This is a genomic window from Sphingomonas sp. BL-S-25 (genome assembly GCF_055521555.1).
Genome location: NZ_CM145486.1, coordinates 3,046,609 through 3,060,629, shown reverse-complemented (window position 1 = coordinate 3,060,629; position 14,021 = coordinate 3,046,609). Strand labels below are relative to the sequence as shown.

Annotated in this window: 19 protein-coding genes; 10 read left to right on the top strand and 9 right to left on the bottom strand. The window is 68.1% G+C overall.

Features of this window, described 5'->3' with window-relative positions:
* Positions 1 to 17: 17 nt before the first annotated feature.
* The 4 genes from ACZ1H8_RS14845 to ACZ1H8_RS14830 all read right to left on the bottom strand — a co-directional run bounded on the left by ACZ1H8_RS14845 (position 18) and on the right by ACZ1H8_RS14830 (position 3,634).
* Positions 18 to 656, bottom strand: a complete 639-nt coding sequence (locus tag ACZ1H8_RS14845) for a hypothetical protein (protein ID WP_465177950.1) — start codon at positions 654 to 656, stop codon at positions 18 to 20.
* Positions 634 to 921: a hypothetical protein gene (locus ACZ1H8_RS14840; RefSeq protein WP_465177949.1), complete on the bottom strand. Its 288-nt coding sequence runs from the start codon at positions 919 to 921 to the stop codon at positions 634 to 636. The genes ACZ1H8_RS14845 and ACZ1H8_RS14840 overlap by 23 nt, the downstream gene beginning before the upstream one ends.
* Positions 918 to 2,828 carry a portal protein gene (locus ACZ1H8_RS14835; RefSeq protein ID WP_465177948.1) on the bottom strand — a complete coding sequence of 637 codons (1,911 nt, stop codon included), beginning with the start codon at positions 2,826 to 2,828 and terminating at the stop codon, positions 918 to 920. The genes ACZ1H8_RS14840 and ACZ1H8_RS14835 overlap by 4 nt, the downstream gene beginning before the upstream one ends.
* 443 nt (positions 2,829 to 3,271) lie before the next feature.
* Positions 3,272 to 3,634, bottom strand: coding sequence for a hypothetical protein (locus ACZ1H8_RS14830; RefSeq protein WP_465177947.1), 363 nt, complete (start codon positions 3,632 to 3,634; stop codon positions 3,272 to 3,274).
* Between the two features lie 166 nt (positions 3,635 to 3,800).
* Between ACZ1H8_RS14830 and ACZ1H8_RS14825 the strand changes: the two genes are divergently transcribed.
* From ACZ1H8_RS14825 to ACZ1H8_RS14795, 7 genes are all read left to right on the top strand, one after another.
* A complete protein-coding gene (locus ACZ1H8_RS14825) occupies positions 3,801 to 4,226 on the top strand; it encodes a hypothetical protein (protein WP_465177946.1) in 426 nt (141 codons plus the stop codon).
* A 78-nt stretch (positions 4,227 to 4,304) separates the two neighbouring features.
* Complete coding sequence (locus ACZ1H8_RS14820; protein WP_465177945.1) at positions 4,305 to 4,979, top strand: hypothetical protein; 675 nt, start codon at positions 4,305 to 4,307, stop codon at positions 4,977 to 4,979.
* Between the two features lie 147 nt (positions 4,980 to 5,126).
* Positions 5,127 to 5,690, top strand: coding sequence for a DUF4142 domain-containing protein (locus tag ACZ1H8_RS14815; RefSeq protein ID WP_465177944.1), 564 nt, complete (start codon positions 5,127 to 5,129; stop codon positions 5,688 to 5,690).
* A gap of 19 nt (positions 5,691 to 5,709) precedes the next feature.
* A complete protein-coding gene (locus ACZ1H8_RS14810; protein ID WP_465177943.1) occupies positions 5,710 to 7,143 on the top strand; it encodes a L,D-transpeptidase scaffold domain-containing protein in 1,434 nt (477 codons plus the stop codon).
* Positions 7,144 to 7,741: 598 nt separating this feature from the next.
* Entirely contained in the window at positions 7,742 to 7,939 is a 198-nt protein-coding gene (locus tag ACZ1H8_RS14805) for a DUF6771 family protein (RefSeq protein ID WP_465177942.1), read from the top strand.
* A gap of 62 nt (positions 7,940 to 8,001) precedes the next feature.
* Positions 8,002 to 8,130 (top strand): hypothetical protein, encoded by a 129-nt coding sequence (locus ACZ1H8_RS14800; RefSeq protein ID WP_465177941.1) that lies wholly within the window; start codon positions 8,002 to 8,004, stop codon positions 8,128 to 8,130.
* 70 nt (positions 8,131 to 8,200) lie between these two features.
* Complete coding sequence (locus tag ACZ1H8_RS14795) at positions 8,201 to 8,818, top strand: DUF3606 domain-containing protein (RefSeq protein ID WP_465177940.1); 618 nt, start codon at positions 8,201 to 8,203, stop codon at positions 8,816 to 8,818.
* A 51-nt stretch (positions 8,819 to 8,869) separates the two neighbouring features.
* Here the strand turns inward: ACZ1H8_RS14795 and ACZ1H8_RS14790 are convergent, their stop codons facing one another.
* From ACZ1H8_RS14790 to ACZ1H8_RS14770, 5 genes are all read right to left on the bottom strand, one after another.
* Positions 8,870 to 9,289, bottom strand: a complete 420-nt coding sequence (locus tag ACZ1H8_RS14790; protein WP_465181403.1) for a hypothetical protein — start codon at positions 9,287 to 9,289, stop codon at positions 8,870 to 8,872.
* A 200-nt stretch (positions 9,290 to 9,489) separates the two neighbouring features.
* The gene (ybaK, locus tag ACZ1H8_RS14785; protein ID WP_465177939.1) at positions 9,490 to 9,963 is read right to left on the bottom strand and encodes a Cys-tRNA(Pro) deacylase; all 474 of its coding nucleotides are present in this window, start codon (positions 9,961 to 9,963) and stop codon (positions 9,490 to 9,492) included.
* Between the two features lie 203 nt (positions 9,964 to 10,166).
* Positions 10,167 to 10,820, bottom strand: coding sequence for a hypothetical protein (locus ACZ1H8_RS14780; protein ID WP_465177938.1), 654 nt, complete (start codon positions 10,818 to 10,820; stop codon positions 10,167 to 10,169).
* An 84-nt stretch (positions 10,821 to 10,904) separates the two neighbouring features.
* Positions 10,905 to 11,570 carry a hypothetical protein gene (locus tag ACZ1H8_RS14775; RefSeq protein ID WP_465177937.1) on the bottom strand — a complete coding sequence of 222 codons (666 nt, stop codon included), beginning with the start codon at positions 11,568 to 11,570 and terminating at the stop codon, positions 10,905 to 10,907.
* A 61-nt stretch (positions 11,571 to 11,631) separates the two neighbouring features.
* Positions 11,632 to 11,928, bottom strand: coding sequence for a hypothetical protein (locus ACZ1H8_RS14770; RefSeq protein ID WP_465177936.1), 297 nt, complete (start codon positions 11,926 to 11,928; stop codon positions 11,632 to 11,634).
* Between the two features lie 132 nt (positions 11,929 to 12,060).
* On the opposite strand from ACZ1H8_RS14770, the gene ACZ1H8_RS14765 reads away from it, so the two are divergent.
* The 3 genes from ACZ1H8_RS14765 to ACZ1H8_RS14755 all read left to right on the top strand — a co-directional run bounded on the left by ACZ1H8_RS14765 (position 12,061) and on the right by ACZ1H8_RS14755 (position 13,947).
* On the top strand, positions 12,061 to 12,525 hold the full coding sequence (locus ACZ1H8_RS14765; RefSeq protein ID WP_465177935.1) for a hypothetical protein: 465 nt from the start codon (positions 12,061 to 12,063) through the stop codon (positions 12,523 to 12,525).
* Positions 12,526 to 12,686: 161 nt separating this feature from the next.
* Entirely contained in the window at positions 12,687 to 13,259 is a 573-nt protein-coding gene (locus tag ACZ1H8_RS14760) for a hypothetical protein (RefSeq protein WP_465177934.1), read from the top strand.
* A gap of 133 nt (positions 13,260 to 13,392) precedes the next feature.
* Positions 13,393 to 13,947: a hypothetical protein gene (locus tag ACZ1H8_RS14755; RefSeq protein WP_465177933.1), complete on the top strand. Its 555-nt coding sequence runs from the start codon at positions 13,393 to 13,395 to the stop codon at positions 13,945 to 13,947.
* Positions 13,948 to 14,021 lie beyond the last annotated feature (74 nt).

Genomic DNA, 14,021 nt, shown 5'->3' with positions numbered 1-14,021 from the left:
CTGCTTGGGTTTCGGTCTCACCGGGCCTGGAATTCGGCGCCGTAGAGCTTCTGTTCGGCGGCGCGCGGCTGGCGCACGGCATCGCCGCGCTCGAAGCTGCCCTCGCCCAGGTCGCGGCCGATCTGCGCGACGAAGCGGATCAGGTCGGGGTGATTGCCCAGCCCGCTCTCGTCGAGCAGCTGGCGCAGTCCCTCGCCCGCCTTCAGCCCGTAATGGTCGAAGGCACGCGCCGCCTCGCTCAGCGTGCGGGCGCGGTTCGGGCCTCCGAATTCGGGATCGGCCTCGAACGCATCGGCCCATTCGCGCCGGGTGGTCGCGGCATCGCTCATCAGCCGGTCGCCCGCCTGTTTCAGCCCGGCATCGAACATCCGCCGGCCAAACCCGGCCGCCACCGGCACCAGCTTCTGCGCCGCGTCGTTCGACAGGCCCATGTCGCGGAACACCGGCTCGGCCTCGGCCAGCGTGTTGCCGTCCAGCGTGAAGCCTTCGGGCATGTCGAGCGCATAGGCATCGGGCAGCCCGCCCGCTCCGCCGCTATCGGCGGGATCGCCGCCGGCCCCACCCAGCAGGCTCGGCTCGTCACCGTCGCCAACGACATCGACGGAATAATCCGTCTCCTCCTCACCGCCCGCGTCATGCATCGTCTGATCGGTCACTCGTCATCTCCTCTGGGGTCGCCTCGCGCAGGATCGTCGCCAGCACGGTTTCGGTCGTGGCACCAGGCGGCAGTCCCGCCGCGGCCAGCCGGATCATCTCCAGCGCCAGCGCACGCGCCCCCTCGCGCTGGTGCATCTGCGCATCGCCGCTCGCGCCACCGGGCAGCCACAGCCCGCCCAGTCGCGCCAGTCGCAACAGGAACCGGCGGAACGGCGGCGACGTCATCAACAGCTTCATGTCCAGGTCGATGCCGCCGGGGGTCATTGCCCGCCCCCGCCGCCCAGCATCGCCGCCAGCGCGCCGCCGCTGCTCGCATCCGCCTCGGACAATAGCCGCGCGGCTTCCGCCCCGTCCTTCACTGCGGGCATCATCGCCGCCATCTGCTCGGCCTGTTGCGCCTGCGCCCGCTGCTCGCGCATCTGCGCCACCGCGCGCGGATCGCGCAGCCCGCTGCTGACCGCGCCCGACCGCTCCCAGTAATCGCGCACGATCTCGTCGGGATCGATATTGTCCGCCGCACCAGGGAACGCCGCCGCCAGATTGCCGACGAAGCTCACCGCGCGCTCGGTCTGGCCGATGCCCAACATTCGCTGCGCCTGCGCCAGCACCGACACGAAATCGGTGCGGATTTCCGCGCCCTGCAATTCCTCCGGCGGCGGCGGCAGTGCGTTCAACAGGTCGCCGCGCGATTCCAGGATATCGCCGATCCGGTCCGACGCGATCTGCAGCAACTCGACATTGGCGCGGTCGGTCACCGGGCCCAGCTGGGTCAGCTGCTCCTCGTGCCGGCGCATCAGCTCCTCCATGTTGCGCGGCTGGACGCCGGCCATGTTGGTGATCGCCATGAACAGGTCGGCATAGGTCATCCGGTCGATCGCCTGGCGCGCATCGACCACGTCGCGCCCGACCACCTCGATCGTCTGCCACGGCAGCGCATAGACCGGGCGGATGCCGGGGCTGTTCATGTCCATCACCGCCACCGTGGTATGGTTGCCCGGCAGCATGCCCACCCGGTCCACCGTCGGCGGGCCCCAGGTCGGCGGCTTCACCACCATGTCGGTCGCCTCGCCCTTGCGCTTGGCCTGAAGCTGCAGCGCGCGCATGTCGGGCAGCGCCTTCTTGCCGCGCCCGGTGCCCCACACATCGCCCGCCAGCGTCTCCCACCGCGGCGCCATGAACGGCTGCGACCGATATCCCTCGATCGCCAGGAAGGCACGGCGATCCTCCTGCCCCGCTTCCCATTTCATCGACCGGTATCGCATGCCGATCCTGCCGATCCGCCCTGGCACCCAGGCCGGGTTCGGTTCAATCAGCTGGCGGATGGTGAAGCGCTGCTCGTAATTGCCCTTGTCCCACGCCTCGCGCACCCGGCGCGTCACCCGGTCCCAGTGCATCGTCTTGCGGTCGAACCGGTCGGTCACGAACGCGCCGACCATCTGCCGCGCGGTCAGCGTAAAGCTGCGCGCCAGCGCATCGGGGCGCAGGTCGTCGCCCAGCGAGATGCCGTATTCGCCGACGGTCAGCGCATGCGCCACCAGCTTGGGCGACGCCGCGCCCTCATGATTCTGCAACAGGATCGCGCCGGTGCCGAACCCGGCCATCTCACCGTAACAGGCAAGCAGCGCCTCATAGAAATTGGACGCGGCCAGCGCCGAATAGACCAGCTTGTCATAGGCCTCGAGCCAGACGCGGACGGGGTAGAAGTCCATCAACCCCTCATCCTCCAGCACCGACTTGCGCCACGGGCGCGACCGGGAGGACAGGCCGGACAACATGCCGTTGGCGCAGATCTCGAAGCTGCGGATCGGATAGCCGTCATACAGCATGGCGCGCGACGACACCTGAGCGCGCAGCCGCGCCCGATTGCCCTCGACCAGCGCGCGCGACCGCGACGGCATGCACAGCCCGGCAATCTCATACCATTCGGCCAGCTGGTCGCCCGGCGGCATCATCGACTTGAAGCGATGCTCGCAATGCTCGCGCAGCGCCGCATCCTCGGCCCGCCGCAGCTTCTGCGCCTGCTGCGCCGCCGCCCGCCGCGCCGCCGCGTCGCGGCCGCCCTCGTCGCGCGCCCCAGCACCACTCGCGGCCTGTGCCTGGACCAGGCCGTCGCCACCCTCCGGCCGCGACGGCGAAGCCGGGCCGCCGCCGGGAAGATCACCCGCCGCCATGCGCTCAGACGCCCGTGATGTTGGTGGTTGCCGCCGGCCCGCCGGCCGCCGCGATCATCGCCGCGGCATAGCCCCGCCGCCGCCGGTCCCGATCGAGCAACCGCATCCGCGGATCCCCACCCGGATTACGCGCCGCCTGCCGCTCGGGCGCCGCAGGAACGTCAGGAGTACCACCCACACACATGACCAAACTCGCCTGTTGTTGCGGCGATCGGGGTAGGCGCGCGGCAACGGATCAGGCGGGAGAATGCACAGAAGGTGTCGCCATCCCGAAACCTGAACCGATTGCGATTGGATGGCCCCGATCCGGGCTTCACCCCGTGTCGGCAAGACCGCCGTCCAGACACGTGCGAACGCCTGACCTCCGTTCAGGCTGAGCTTATCGAAGCCCGATTAGCCAAGCAGCCGGCACACCTCACAAACCCGTGTCGACAGTCTCAGGATCAGTTGGGATAGGTCATCCGCAGGACACACTCGGTCGTCGCGCCGCCATCACCATAGGAAATGCGCATCGTCCCGTCCTCACCAGCGAGCCGGCCCTTATAGTGCTGCAGCTGGCGACCCTCGCCAAAGGCATCGGGGGCATTGAAGCTGATCGTCTGATAATTCTCGGTCAGCGTGATGTCCGCCATCGGTTTGCCGTTCAGCGTGCCTGAACCGAATGTCTGCCCGGCCAGCATCATCGTCACCTCGACGGCAACCGTCCGGTCACCCTGCTTGCAACTGCCCTGCCAGATTGCGTCCGGTCGCTGATCGAACAGGCCAGGCATCGAAAACGCAGTGGCAATCACGATCCAACTCAACATCTGCCCGCTCCCTGTCCGCTCCATCATTGCTTGCGGTGGTCAGGATCACAATCCCGCCCTCGTCGACTTGAAATTCGCATCAGCGACCTGTTGCGCCAGCGACATGCGTCCTTGCCCGGCTCGACATCGGGCATCATCCTGCACCTTTACCTGTCGAGGCTTTTCGATGCGCCTGCCCCTCCTCCTGATCGCCCTCGCCCTCGCCGCCCCGGCCCACGCCCAGTCCGCCGAAACCGAAGCCGAGGTCGATCGCCTCTGGACCGAGAACGCCGCGCGTCTGCAGGCGGGCGGGATCGATCGTCCCAGCTTCCGCCTCTACCACTATTGGTCCCTCGGCCAGTATATGATCGGCATGTGCGCGCCGCATCTGCCAGACGGCGACGTCCGCCGCTGGCGCGACTGGTGGCAGGACAAGCCGCTGGCCCGCGCGCCCGGCGGACCGGAGCTGATCGAGGGCGGCACGCTTGCCCATGACGCCGGCGTCGCCGACCGAAAGCGCAATCCGATGTCGCGCGACCAGTGCCTGCCCGCCGTCACCAGCTGGGCGCGCGAGTTCGAGACGGTGGTCGCGATGGCCATCGAAACACCCTGAAGCGGCGTAGCAGCGGTAGCCATCGGATTTGGCTGGACGCCCCGGGCTATCAGTGGGAAGCAAGGTCTGGAGGGGCATATGAAAATCAAACATCAAATCTGCACCGCGATCGCCACGGTCGCACCGCTTTGGACCGGGGCGGCGCAGGCCCAGCCTGCGCAAAGGGCACAATTTACCATCGGCAACGTGACAATGGAGGTGCCGGCTCCAGATGGATTCTGCCTGCCCACCAAACAGGCGGCAACCGTGCTGCAGATGCACGACCGGCTCGACACCGTTAACGCCACGCTCGCAATTTTTCTGCCCTGCGCTAAGGCAGACGACCCCAGTTCACTCGATTTTTTCGTGATCAAGAGCCCGAGAGCGACGACCAATACGCCGATTACGCGATCGCAATTGATCAAGACGCTTCGGGAGCAGAGCTCGGCTCTCGGCGATTCCGAGCGCGTACTTTCGGACGACGCCGAAACCGCTATCAACGAGAAAGCGAAAGAGAATGTGGGTGTCGATCCCAAGGTCAAGACCGATCTCCGTGTGATGGGAACCGACGAAGATTGCGTGTACATGGGCGGCACTGTCCTCGTCGCCGCAGTGGAACCTGCCGCGAGCAGTGTCGTCGGCGTATGCATTTCTGCGATCGGTAATCGCATGTTCGCGGCGTACCGGTTCATCTCCGGGAGTCAGATGAGGGAGGCTCGCCCGCTCCTGCCCTTGGCACGCAAGCTGGCAATGTCGGTCCGGTTGAAGCGCTGAGGCCCACTCGGCGGGGAGCAGCGTTTCGGTTTCTCCGCCGGCTCACTTGCTCGCGATCTTCTTTGAGTCGGGACGCCGATCTCACGCGGAACCCGCCACCCTCCAGTGCGTACGCCCTCCCAGGGTCCCACCCAGGGAGAGAAGACCATGAAAGCACTGATGATCGCCGCCGGCGCGGCCGCGATGACCTTGGCCGGTTGCGCCACCACCCGTGACGAACCGCCCGAGATCGCGGTCGATCCCAACTCGCCGCTCGCCGCCCCCGGCTATATGCGCATGGCCGCCAGCAGCGACATGTTCGAGATCGAATCCAGCCGCCTGGCGCTGCAGCGGTCGCAGAATCCGGCGGTCCGCTCGTTCGCGCAGATGATGATCGATCATCACACCCGCACGACGCAGGACCTGATGCGTTGCGGCGCCGATGCCGGGCTGCCGCCGCCCCCGCCGGGCCTGATGCCGCATCACCGCGATGCGCTCGAGCGGCTGCGCATGGCGCCTCCGGGCGAGTTCGACGCCGGCTACAAGCGCGAGCAGATCACCGGACACCGCGAGGCGCTGGCACTGCACCGCAACTATGCCGATCGCGGCGACAATTCGGACCTGCGGCGCTGCGCCGGGGCCACCTGGCCGATCGTCGAGCGTCACCTGCGCGAGGCCGAGGGGCTGCCCGAATGGGCGCCGGCACCGCCGCGCGCGGGCGAGCGGGGGTGACCGGCATCCGTACGCGCCGATGATGCATGACACCCAGCTGCGCACCCGGTTTCACCGCCGGGTGCGCCTTGCCGTCACCGCCGGCCTCGCGCTGGCGGTGGCGATGCCCGCACTGTCCGCCCCGGCCGCGGCGCAATCGGCATCGCGCCGAGCGACCGCGCCCTCGCCTGCGCCGGTTCGCGCCCAGCCCGCCTTGCCCGATCCCGAGCTGGCCGATGCGCTGCGCCGCTCGGGCGGTATCCCGCGAGAGGTCGAGCGCTTCTACGCCGCGCGCGACTGGGCGCCTTTATGGGTCGCGAACGGCCGGGTCGGCCGCGCCGCCGATACGCTGATCGACCTGATCCGCACCGCGCGGCTCGACGGGCTCGATCCCGAAAGCTACCGGCTGCGCCCGATCCTCGACGCGATCGATCGCAGCGCCGACGGCTCGCCGCGCGCGCTTGCCCGGGCGGAGATGCTGCTGACGCGCGGCTACATCGCACTCGCGCGCGACATGGCCCGCCCCCGCGACGTCGGCGTGATCTATGCCGATGCCGAGCTTCGCCCCGAGGCGCCTGATATCGCCGAGCTGCTGCGCCGCGCCGGCGGCGCGCCTTCGCTGAACGCCTGGCTGGAACGCGTCGGCTGGATGAATCCGGCCTATGCCGATCTGCGCATGGCCGCGATCGCCTGGGTCGGCGAGGACGATGTGCGCGACCGCGATCCCGACAAGGTGCGGCTGATCCGCATAAATCTCGACCGCGCCCGCGCCCTGCCGGAGGGGCATGGCGGGCGTTTCGTGCTGGTCGACGCCGCCGCCGCCCGGCTGTGGATGTACGACAAGGGCCGCGTGGTCGACACGATGCGCGTCGTGGTCGGCAAGCCGACCGACCCCACCCCGTTGATGGCGGCGATGATCCGCTATGCCGCGGTCAATCCCTATTGGAACCTGCCGCCCGATCTCGTGCCCAGCCGCGTGGCCCAGGGCGTGCTCGCGCGCGGCGCGGCGCATCTGAAGGCGCGCAATTACGAGATCCTGTCAGACTGGTCGGACGACGCGCGCATCCTGCCCGCCTCCGCGGTCGACTGGCGCGCGGTCGCCGACGGCCGCACCGAGCTTCGCGTGCGCCAGCGCCCCGGCCCCGGCAATCCGATGGGGCGGATCAAGTTCATGTTCCCCAACGAACAGGGCGTGTACCTGCACGACACCAACGAAAAGGGCCTGCTGCGTGGCGGCGAGCGGCTGTTCAGCGCCGGCTGCGTCCGGGTCGAGGATGCGCCGCGCCTGGCGCGCTGGCTGTTCGGCCGCCCGATCCCGCTGACCGGCGCCAGGCCCGAACAGCGCGTCGACCTGCCCGGCGCGGTCCCGGTCTATCTGACCTATCTGACCGCATCGGCGGAAGGGAAGAAGCTGGTGTTCCGCGACGACGTCTATGGCCGCGACGCCCCGGGCGGCGGCTACCGAACCCGCTGAGCCAGGCACCGCCGGGCGGAGAGGGCAGCCCCTCCACCCGGCGTTCAGCGCAGCAAGAGTTCCCCCCACTCGCGCACCGTCCCGTTTCCGAGCCCCCCAGCCGCGGAAAACGCCGATGGCTTAATGGTAAAGACAATTGTGACGCAATCGCGCCGCAACTCATTTTGGGGATGATTTAACGCACAGCAGCCCAGCAGCGCCCCACATGCAAAGTAGCTTCTCGACCAAAGCTGCAGTGAGGTTCGCCCCCCTCTGCGCCTCCGCGCCTCTGCGCGCCAATCAACTCATCTTGCCTTCGGAGTCGCGGCGACAAAATCTCATACGAAGACACAAAGCCACGAAAAGAAGGTCCGTCTGATCCGCTGCAGGTCGACAGATCATAGCACTACCTTCCTTTGTGCCTTTGTGTCTTTGTGCGCCAAATCAGCACCGCTCCGGCCCACACGCACCGAGGAAGATGCTCGCACAAAGGCACAAAGGCACAAAGTATGTCACAAGCCTCGAGACCGACCCCTTTCGTGCCTTCGTGTCTTCGTATGAGTCCGACTTTTTTCCTGAAACCCCTCCCAATGTTCACCATATGTTCTATACTAGGACAATGAACCGAGTCGCACCCGAAGCCGCCGAGATCTCCGCCGCAATCCTGTCCGCACCCGGCTGGGCGCGCGTCGCTATCACCATGCCCGACCCGCGCATGCGCGAACGCGGTGCGGACGAACTCGCGCGCGCCATCGCCACATCGCTGACGGGCGGGCGCGATGACGACCATCGCGATCAGTTCATCCTAGGGCTCTGACTGCGCGCTTGACGGTACCGCCACCCCCGTTCCACCCTCGCGGCGAACGGAGGCAGGCGACGATGGGCGAGTTGATCGGAGGGGTGGTCGAGGTGCTCTTCGCGATCCTGTTCGATCGCTGGCCGTGGCAGACGGTCGCGGTATTCGTCACCATCGCCCTCTTCATCGTGCTCATCGTCTTCCTGCCCTGAGCGGCGCTGCGCGGGCCGAAGGAAACCCGCGCGTGTGAAAAGCGTTGGACGCGAAACGAAAGGATTTCGCATGACGCATCAGCGCCCCATCCCCCAGGATCAGACTTCCCCCTATCCGCTCCAGCCCGAGCCGATCACGGCGGACGCCCCGGCCGATACCGTGAAGCAGAAACAGGCCCGCGCAAAGGCAAAGGCCGACGAGGCGGACGCCTCGGCCGAGACGACCGAAGGCAAGACCGGCCTCTCGAACACCGTGCTGACCGTCGGCGCCGCGATCGGCGTTACCGCGGCGGCTGCGGTCGGCGGCCTGCTCTATTCGCGCCGCCGCGGCGCCAAGGCGGCACCGAAGGCCGACGCCCCCGCCGCCAGGCCGCGCAAGGCGAGGACCTCCACGTCGGCAACGGCCAAGTCGCCTGCAAAAAAGGCCAATGGCTCGAAAAAGGCCGCAGCCGCCAGCGCCGCGCCTGCAACCACCGCGACCAAGCCGGCCGCAAAGCGCAAGTCGGGCGACGACAAGACCAAGCGCGACGGCCGCGACAGCGCCAAGGTATCGGCGACCGAGCCCTATGAGGTGAAGTATTTCGCCCGCAAGCACGGCCTGAGCGCGGACGAGGCGCGCGACATCATCAAGGCCGCCGGCTCGGATCGCAAGAAGGCGAACAAGCTCGCCGAGAGCCGCAGCCGCTGATCACACAAGCAACGGGCCGGCGTGCCATCGGCGCCCGGCCCGCCCTGCATCTTATCGCGTCGCGACGGTCTTGGGCTTCGTATAGGGCACGAAATCGCCCAGGCTGACGAAGCCGGTCTGGAAGCCCGCGCTACGCTCGCGCAGCGTGATCACGTCCAGATTGCACAACTGGCTCGAGATCGTCCGGCTGACCAGGATATCGTCGTCGTCCAGCGACTCCGCACCCGATCGCGGCCGGTTGACGTACAGCGTCGATCCCGACCGATACACGATCGCGGTCCGATCGATCACCGTGCTGTCGCCGGCGCTGCGCAAATTGATGCAGCTCACCGGCTTGCCCGCCTCGCGGCCTTCCAGCATCTTCGCCAGCTTGGCCTCGCCCGCCTCTGCACTGCGCGACTGGGCGAACGCGCCCGGCGCCATGCACAATGTCGCGGCCAGCGCCGCGCCCAGCGTCATCGCCTTCTTCATGCTCGACATGGTTTCCACTCCACATGCGGCGGCCCGCGCCGCCTTTTCCCGAATATAGGCGCTCGGCCTCCCGCTTTCGAGGGCGCCGCCACCCCGACTCAACGGGTCAGCCCGATGGTCGAGACTCTGCGCCAGCCCTGCTTTCGACAGGCTGAACGTGACGCAGGCGAAACCGCTTCCGGCGTGGAACGGGTCGGTCGTCAGGCGACCAGCGGCGCCACGATCGCCCCCAGCACTCGGACCGCATCGCCCGGCGCCATGCGCAGCTGCAACCCGCGCTGCCCGCCATTCAGATAGACCAGCGGATGCACCAGCGCGCTTTCCTCGATCACCACCGGCACCCGGCGTTTCTGCCCGAACGGGCTGATCCCGCCGACGACATAACCGGTCATCCGCTCGGCATCGGCCGGCGGCATCATCGCCGCCGCCTTGCCCTTCACTGCCGCGGCCAGCTTCTTCATCGCGATCTCGCGGTCCGACGGCACGATCGCACAGACCGGCTTGCCATCGACCAAGGTCATCAGCGTCTTGAGCACCCGCCCGGGTTCCTCGCCCAGCGCCTGCGCCGCCTGCATCCCGATCTGCGCCGCGTTCGGGTCATAATCATAGGCAACCGCCTCGAACGCGACCCCCGCCGCCTTCAACGCCAATATCGCCCGCGTCCCCTTCGACATGCAAACTCCCCGTGCGGTCCCGCGCGCGCCGTCCCCCTCCCGTCTGCGGGGGGGAGTTGCGGATCGGTCAAGCCCCCGGCTTGACCTGGACAGCCCGGGGGGCTGTCCACCGCCAACTGGGAGGGCCTGTCCAAGCAACTCCCACCATCCAGAACAGCCCCTGCCCCGACCCGCCAGCAAGCGGGAGGGGAGCGGACAGAGCCCTACTGCTTCACCCGGATCGCCATGGCCAGCTCTCGCACCTGCGGCAGCAGCGGCTGGGCACCCGCCATCGTCGTTCCCTCAGTATAGCGATAAACCATCACCGCCCGCCCGCCGACCGCGGTCGCGCATCCGCCGACGTTCAGCGACATTGTGGCTTCCGCCCTTGCGACGACTACGCCGCCCATATAGGCGCAGTCGGTATCGCGCCCCAGCATGCGCATGTCGGTGGTCACCTTCACTTCGGTCCCGCTCAGATCGCTCAGCGCCTTGCCCGTGTCCTTACCGGCCTTCGACGACAGATTCTCGACCGAGATATTCGGATCGTTCATCTTCGCGGTCAGCGCCTTGAGCAGTTCCTCGCGCTCGATCGACACGTCGGCCAGCGCCCTGATGCTCTTGATCACGAAATAGTCCGAATTGCCCGCCTCGCTCATCCTGTCGCACGGGAAGAAGGTCGCGAGCGTCGCATTGTCCTTTTCCGTCACCGGCAGGGCCTTGCTGACGGCGGCCTGCGCCATCCCCGTGGGCGCGCAGAAGCCCGCGGGTGGGGCGACTTCTAACGCGACGCCGCCGACCGAGAAGCTCACCTTCTGCCCCGTCTGGCCGCTGGCCTGTCCGGCAACCAGCAACCCCGCCGCAGCAACGGCCGTCATTCCGACACGCATCATCTTCCTCCGATTACCCCGGCGTTCCGATCCGGCCCAAGCTTCCCGCCCTCAGAAGCGCGGCCCCTGCCCCTACTTCTTCACCCGGATCGCCATTGCCAGGTTGCGCACCTGCGGCAACAGCGGCTTGGCCGCTTCCATCGTCGTTCCGGGGGCATAGCGATAGACCATCACCATCCGCCCCCCGACCACCGTCAGGCAGGCACCGACACTCAGGGTCACGGTGTCCGCGCCGAACGCCGCGGCGACCACGCCGCCCATATAGGCGCAGTCGGCATCACGCCCCAGCGGAAGGATCTTGGTCGTCACCTTGACGTCGGTGCCGACGGCGTCGCTGACCGACTTGCTGCTGTCCTCACCCGCCTTCTTCGACAGATTGTCCGCCGAGAAGTTCGGGTTGGTCAATTCAGCGGTCAGCGCCGCGAGCAGTTCCTCGCGCTCGAACGTCACGTCGGTCATCGTCTTGATGGTCTTGAGCAGGAAATAGTCGGTGTTCCGCGTCTGGCTCATCTTGTCGCACGGATAGAAGGAGGCGAGCGTCACGTTATTCGGATCCGCCGCCTCTGCCAATTTCGCCGCGGCCTGTGCCATCCCCGTGGGCACGCAGAAGCCGGCGGGCGGCGTGACTTCCATCGCGACGCCCCCGATCGCGAAACTCGCCTCCTGCGCCGTCTGCGCCCCGGCCTGACCGGCCACCAGCATCGCCGCGGCAATCGCAGCCATCATTCCGAAACGCATCCTGTACCCCCTCACAAACCTGTGATCCCATCTGGCCGCGGATGAGCCACGCTGTCCAGCCCTAAGCGCGCGGCCGCCACAGCCCCAGCGCCGCTCCGGCCGCCGCGCCCACCAGTGCCGCAGCCGACATCGCCCCGGCAAAGATCAGCATCGCGACGAAGATCAGCGACCCGCAATCATCGCCGGTGCACGTCGCCACCCGCTCGCCATAGATCATCGCCGGGTAGCAGGTGATGGCCGGCGCCAGGCCGACGATCAGGATCGACACCCACCATCGCACCCGCCCGAGCCACCACATCACCGCCCAGGCGACCACGCCCCATAGCAGTGCCGGCACCGCATAGATCAGCCCGTCCATATCGTCTCCCCGCCCCACCAGACCACACCGGGCCGATGAAGGCGAATGCAAATCGACCCATTTGCCCAGGCGCCTTGCCCCTTCCGTGCCGCTCCGTCACATTGGCCCGATGATCGTCCCGCGCCAATCAGCATGAAGCGGCATCGCGGCAGGCGCACCGGCCGCCGCGCGGCCCTCGCGGCGGCGCGGCCGGGGGAGCCGCGCACCGGCGCCCCCGAGGCCCTGATGGCCAAACTCGCGACGTGGACGACCTTCTCACTCGTCCCCTCTATGCTGCTGATCCTCTGGGCACCCAAACTCGGTTTCGCGCCCGTGCCGATGCCGATCCAGCTTACCCTGCTGGCCCTGCTCGTCCTCTGCCTGATCGTCTCCCGGCGCGACACGGCCGAACCCGACCCGATCGAGCAGGCGCGCGACCGTCGATTCGACGCCCGGCGCGGCCTTGGCTTTTTCCTGATTGGTCTGATTGCTGTCCCGGTAGCGACGCTGGTCACCGGGCGGGACGTCGCCTCCCTGTCCGGGTTGATCTTCGGAACCTTGTTCCTGTCGCTCGTCGCCGGGATCGTCGGCTGCTTCACCGCCCGCGTTCCGCTCTGAGGGCACACACGCCACCCGCGCGGACGAAGCTCGGCGCGCGATACTGCCGATACGGACCCCTTGCATCCCCACACGGAACAGGTCGCGTCGCCGGGCATTGATTCCCCGAACGCGCTTCACCGCGCACATTTGCGACTGCCTCTTGCCGGAAAGCTCTCGAAATGCGCCTTCTGCCCCTCGCCGCCCCCGCCCTGCTCGCCGCGCTGTTCGCCGTCCCGGCCCCCGCCGCCGCGCAGACCCTCACCCCCGTTTCGCACAGCCTGCCGCCCGCCGCGCTCGACTGCGTGCGCGACACCGCGCCCGCCGCGGTGCGCACCCGCATCGCCGACAGCGCGACCGCCGAGGACGATGCCGTGTTCGACGCCGCCCAGGCCGAACTGGCGCCGCTGATCGTCGCCTGCACCAACCGCTTTTCGGTGCCCGAGGAAAAGCGCAACGTCTATGCCGTGTTCGGCACGTCCAGCGTGCTCCTCCCCGAGCTCGCCGACCGGCTGCGCGCCGCCGGGCTCGACCCGCTGATCGCCGACCGCGCCTCGGGCGCAGGCCCCAGCGCCGAGCCCGCCCTGTCGGAAGAGGCGGTCCAGGCGATGATCGTCCGCGTGGTCGACGCCTATGAAAAGGCCAACCCGGGCAAGCTCGACGAAAAGCACGCCCAGCTGCTCGGCCTCTATATCGGCAACCTCGCTAGCTACTGGGCACTGCGCAGCGTACTGGCCAAGGAAACCGTCGCCTGATCGGCCGTCCGGCGGCAGAACGGCCGTCGCGCTGACTGAAGCTGCGCTTTTGTTCTTGCCTGCGACTCGGCCAGCCGCAATGCTGCGTCCCGCGCACCACGCGCCTGTATCTTGTTCGGAAGGCCCATTGCCGATGCGTCTGATCGTATTTGCCGCCTCTGCCATCTCCGCCCTCTTCGCGGCGCACGTCGCCGCCCCGCTGCCCGCCGCTGCCGCCCAGAAACTGTCCGCCGCCGCGCTGGACTGCGTGCGCGACACCGCGCCGGCTGCGCTTCGGACATCGATCGCCGACGGCGCACGAGCGGGTACCGACGACGCGTGGGAGGCGGCGGAGGCAAAGCTTCAGCCGACCGTCGATGCCTGTGCGAGCCGCTTCTCCGTCCCCGCGGACCAGCGCGGCGCCTACACGACCTTCGGCGGCGTCAGCATCGTCATGCCCGAACTGGCCGCGCGCCTGCGTCGCGCCGGCCTCGACCCGGCGATCGCCGACCGCGCGATCGGCGCCGGCCCCGGCAAGCCCGCGCCCGACACCCGCGAACAGGCGATGGGGCTGATGGTCGAGAAGGTGATCAAGGCGTACCAGCAATCCGGCAATCAGAGCCTGGGCACCGAAACCGCCTCACTGCTCGGCCTCTACACCGCCAACGCCGTCAGCTACTGGTATCTGCGCAGCCAGCTGGGCGAGTGACATAGCAACCTGTTCCCCTCCCGCATGCGGGAGGGGCTAGGGGAGGGCCTGTCGCAGATCATCACGCGGCCGCC

What these genes read in the sequence shown, in the direction of transcription:
- ACZ1H8_RS14840 (WP_465177949.1), bottom strand. Translation starts at nt 921, where the DNA reads ATGACCCCCGGCGGCATCGACCTGGACATGAAGCTGTTGATGACGTCG.
- ACZ1H8_RS14835 (WP_465177948.1), bottom strand. Translation starts at nt 2,828, where the DNA reads ATGGCGGCGGGTGATCTTCCCGGCGGCGGCCCGGCTTCGCCGTCGCGG.
- ACZ1H8_RS14830 (WP_465177947.1), bottom strand. Translation starts at nt 3,634, where the DNA reads ATGTTGAGTTGGATCGTGATTGCCACTGCGTTTTCGATGCCTGGCCTG.
- ACZ1H8_RS14825 (WP_465177946.1), top strand. Translation starts at nt 3,801, where the DNA reads ATGCGCCTGCCCCTCCTCCTGATCGCCCTCGCCCTCGCCGCCCCGGCC.
- ACZ1H8_RS14820 (WP_465177945.1), top strand. Translation starts at nt 4,305, where the DNA reads ATGAAAATCAAACATCAAATCTGCACCGCGATCGCCACGGTCGCACCG.
- ACZ1H8_RS14815 (WP_465177944.1), top strand. Translation starts at nt 5,127, where the DNA reads ATGAAAGCACTGATGATCGCCGCCGGCGCGGCCGCGATGACCTTGGCC.
- ACZ1H8_RS14810 (WP_465177943.1), top strand. Translation starts at nt 5,710, where the DNA reads ATGATGCATGACACCCAGCTGCGCACCCGGTTTCACCGCCGGGTGCGC.
- ACZ1H8_RS14805 (WP_465177942.1), top strand. Translation starts at nt 7,742, where the DNA reads ATGAACCGAGTCGCACCCGAAGCCGCCGAGATCTCCGCCGCAATCCTG.
- ACZ1H8_RS14800 (WP_465177941.1), top strand. Translation starts at nt 8,002, where the DNA reads ATGGGCGAGTTGATCGGAGGGGTGGTCGAGGTGCTCTTCGCGATCCTG.
- ACZ1H8_RS14795 (WP_465177940.1), top strand. Translation starts at nt 8,201, where the DNA reads ATGACGCATCAGCGCCCCATCCCCCAGGATCAGACTTCCCCCTATCCG.
- ACZ1H8_RS14790 (WP_465181403.1), bottom strand. Translation starts at nt 9,289, where the DNA reads ATGAAGAAGGCGATGACGCTGGGCGCGGCGCTGGCCGCGACATTGTGC.
- ybaK (WP_465177939.1), bottom strand. Translation starts at nt 9,963, where the DNA reads ATGTCGAAGGGGACGCGGGCGATATTGGCGTTGAAGGCGGCGGGGGTC.
- ACZ1H8_RS14780 (WP_465177938.1), bottom strand. Translation starts at nt 10,820, where the DNA reads ATGACGGCCGTTGCTGCGGCGGGGTTGCTGGTTGCCGGACAGGCCAGC.
- ACZ1H8_RS14775 (WP_465177937.1), bottom strand. Translation starts at nt 11,570, where the DNA reads ATGCGTTTCGGAATGATGGCTGCGATTGCCGCGGCGATGCTGGTGGCC.
- ACZ1H8_RS14770 (WP_465177936.1), bottom strand. Translation starts at nt 11,928, where the DNA reads ATGGACGGGCTGATCTATGCGGTGCCGGCACTGCTATGGGGCGTGGTC.
- ACZ1H8_RS14765 (WP_465177935.1), top strand. Translation starts at nt 12,061, where the DNA reads ATGAAGCGGCATCGCGGCAGGCGCACCGGCCGCCGCGCGGCCCTCGCG.
- ACZ1H8_RS14760 (WP_465177934.1), top strand. Translation starts at nt 12,687, where the DNA reads ATGCGCCTTCTGCCCCTCGCCGCCCCCGCCCTGCTCGCCGCGCTGTTC.
- ACZ1H8_RS14755 (WP_465177933.1), top strand. Translation starts at nt 13,393, where the DNA reads ATGCGTCTGATCGTATTTGCCGCCTCTGCCATCTCCGCCCTCTTCGCG.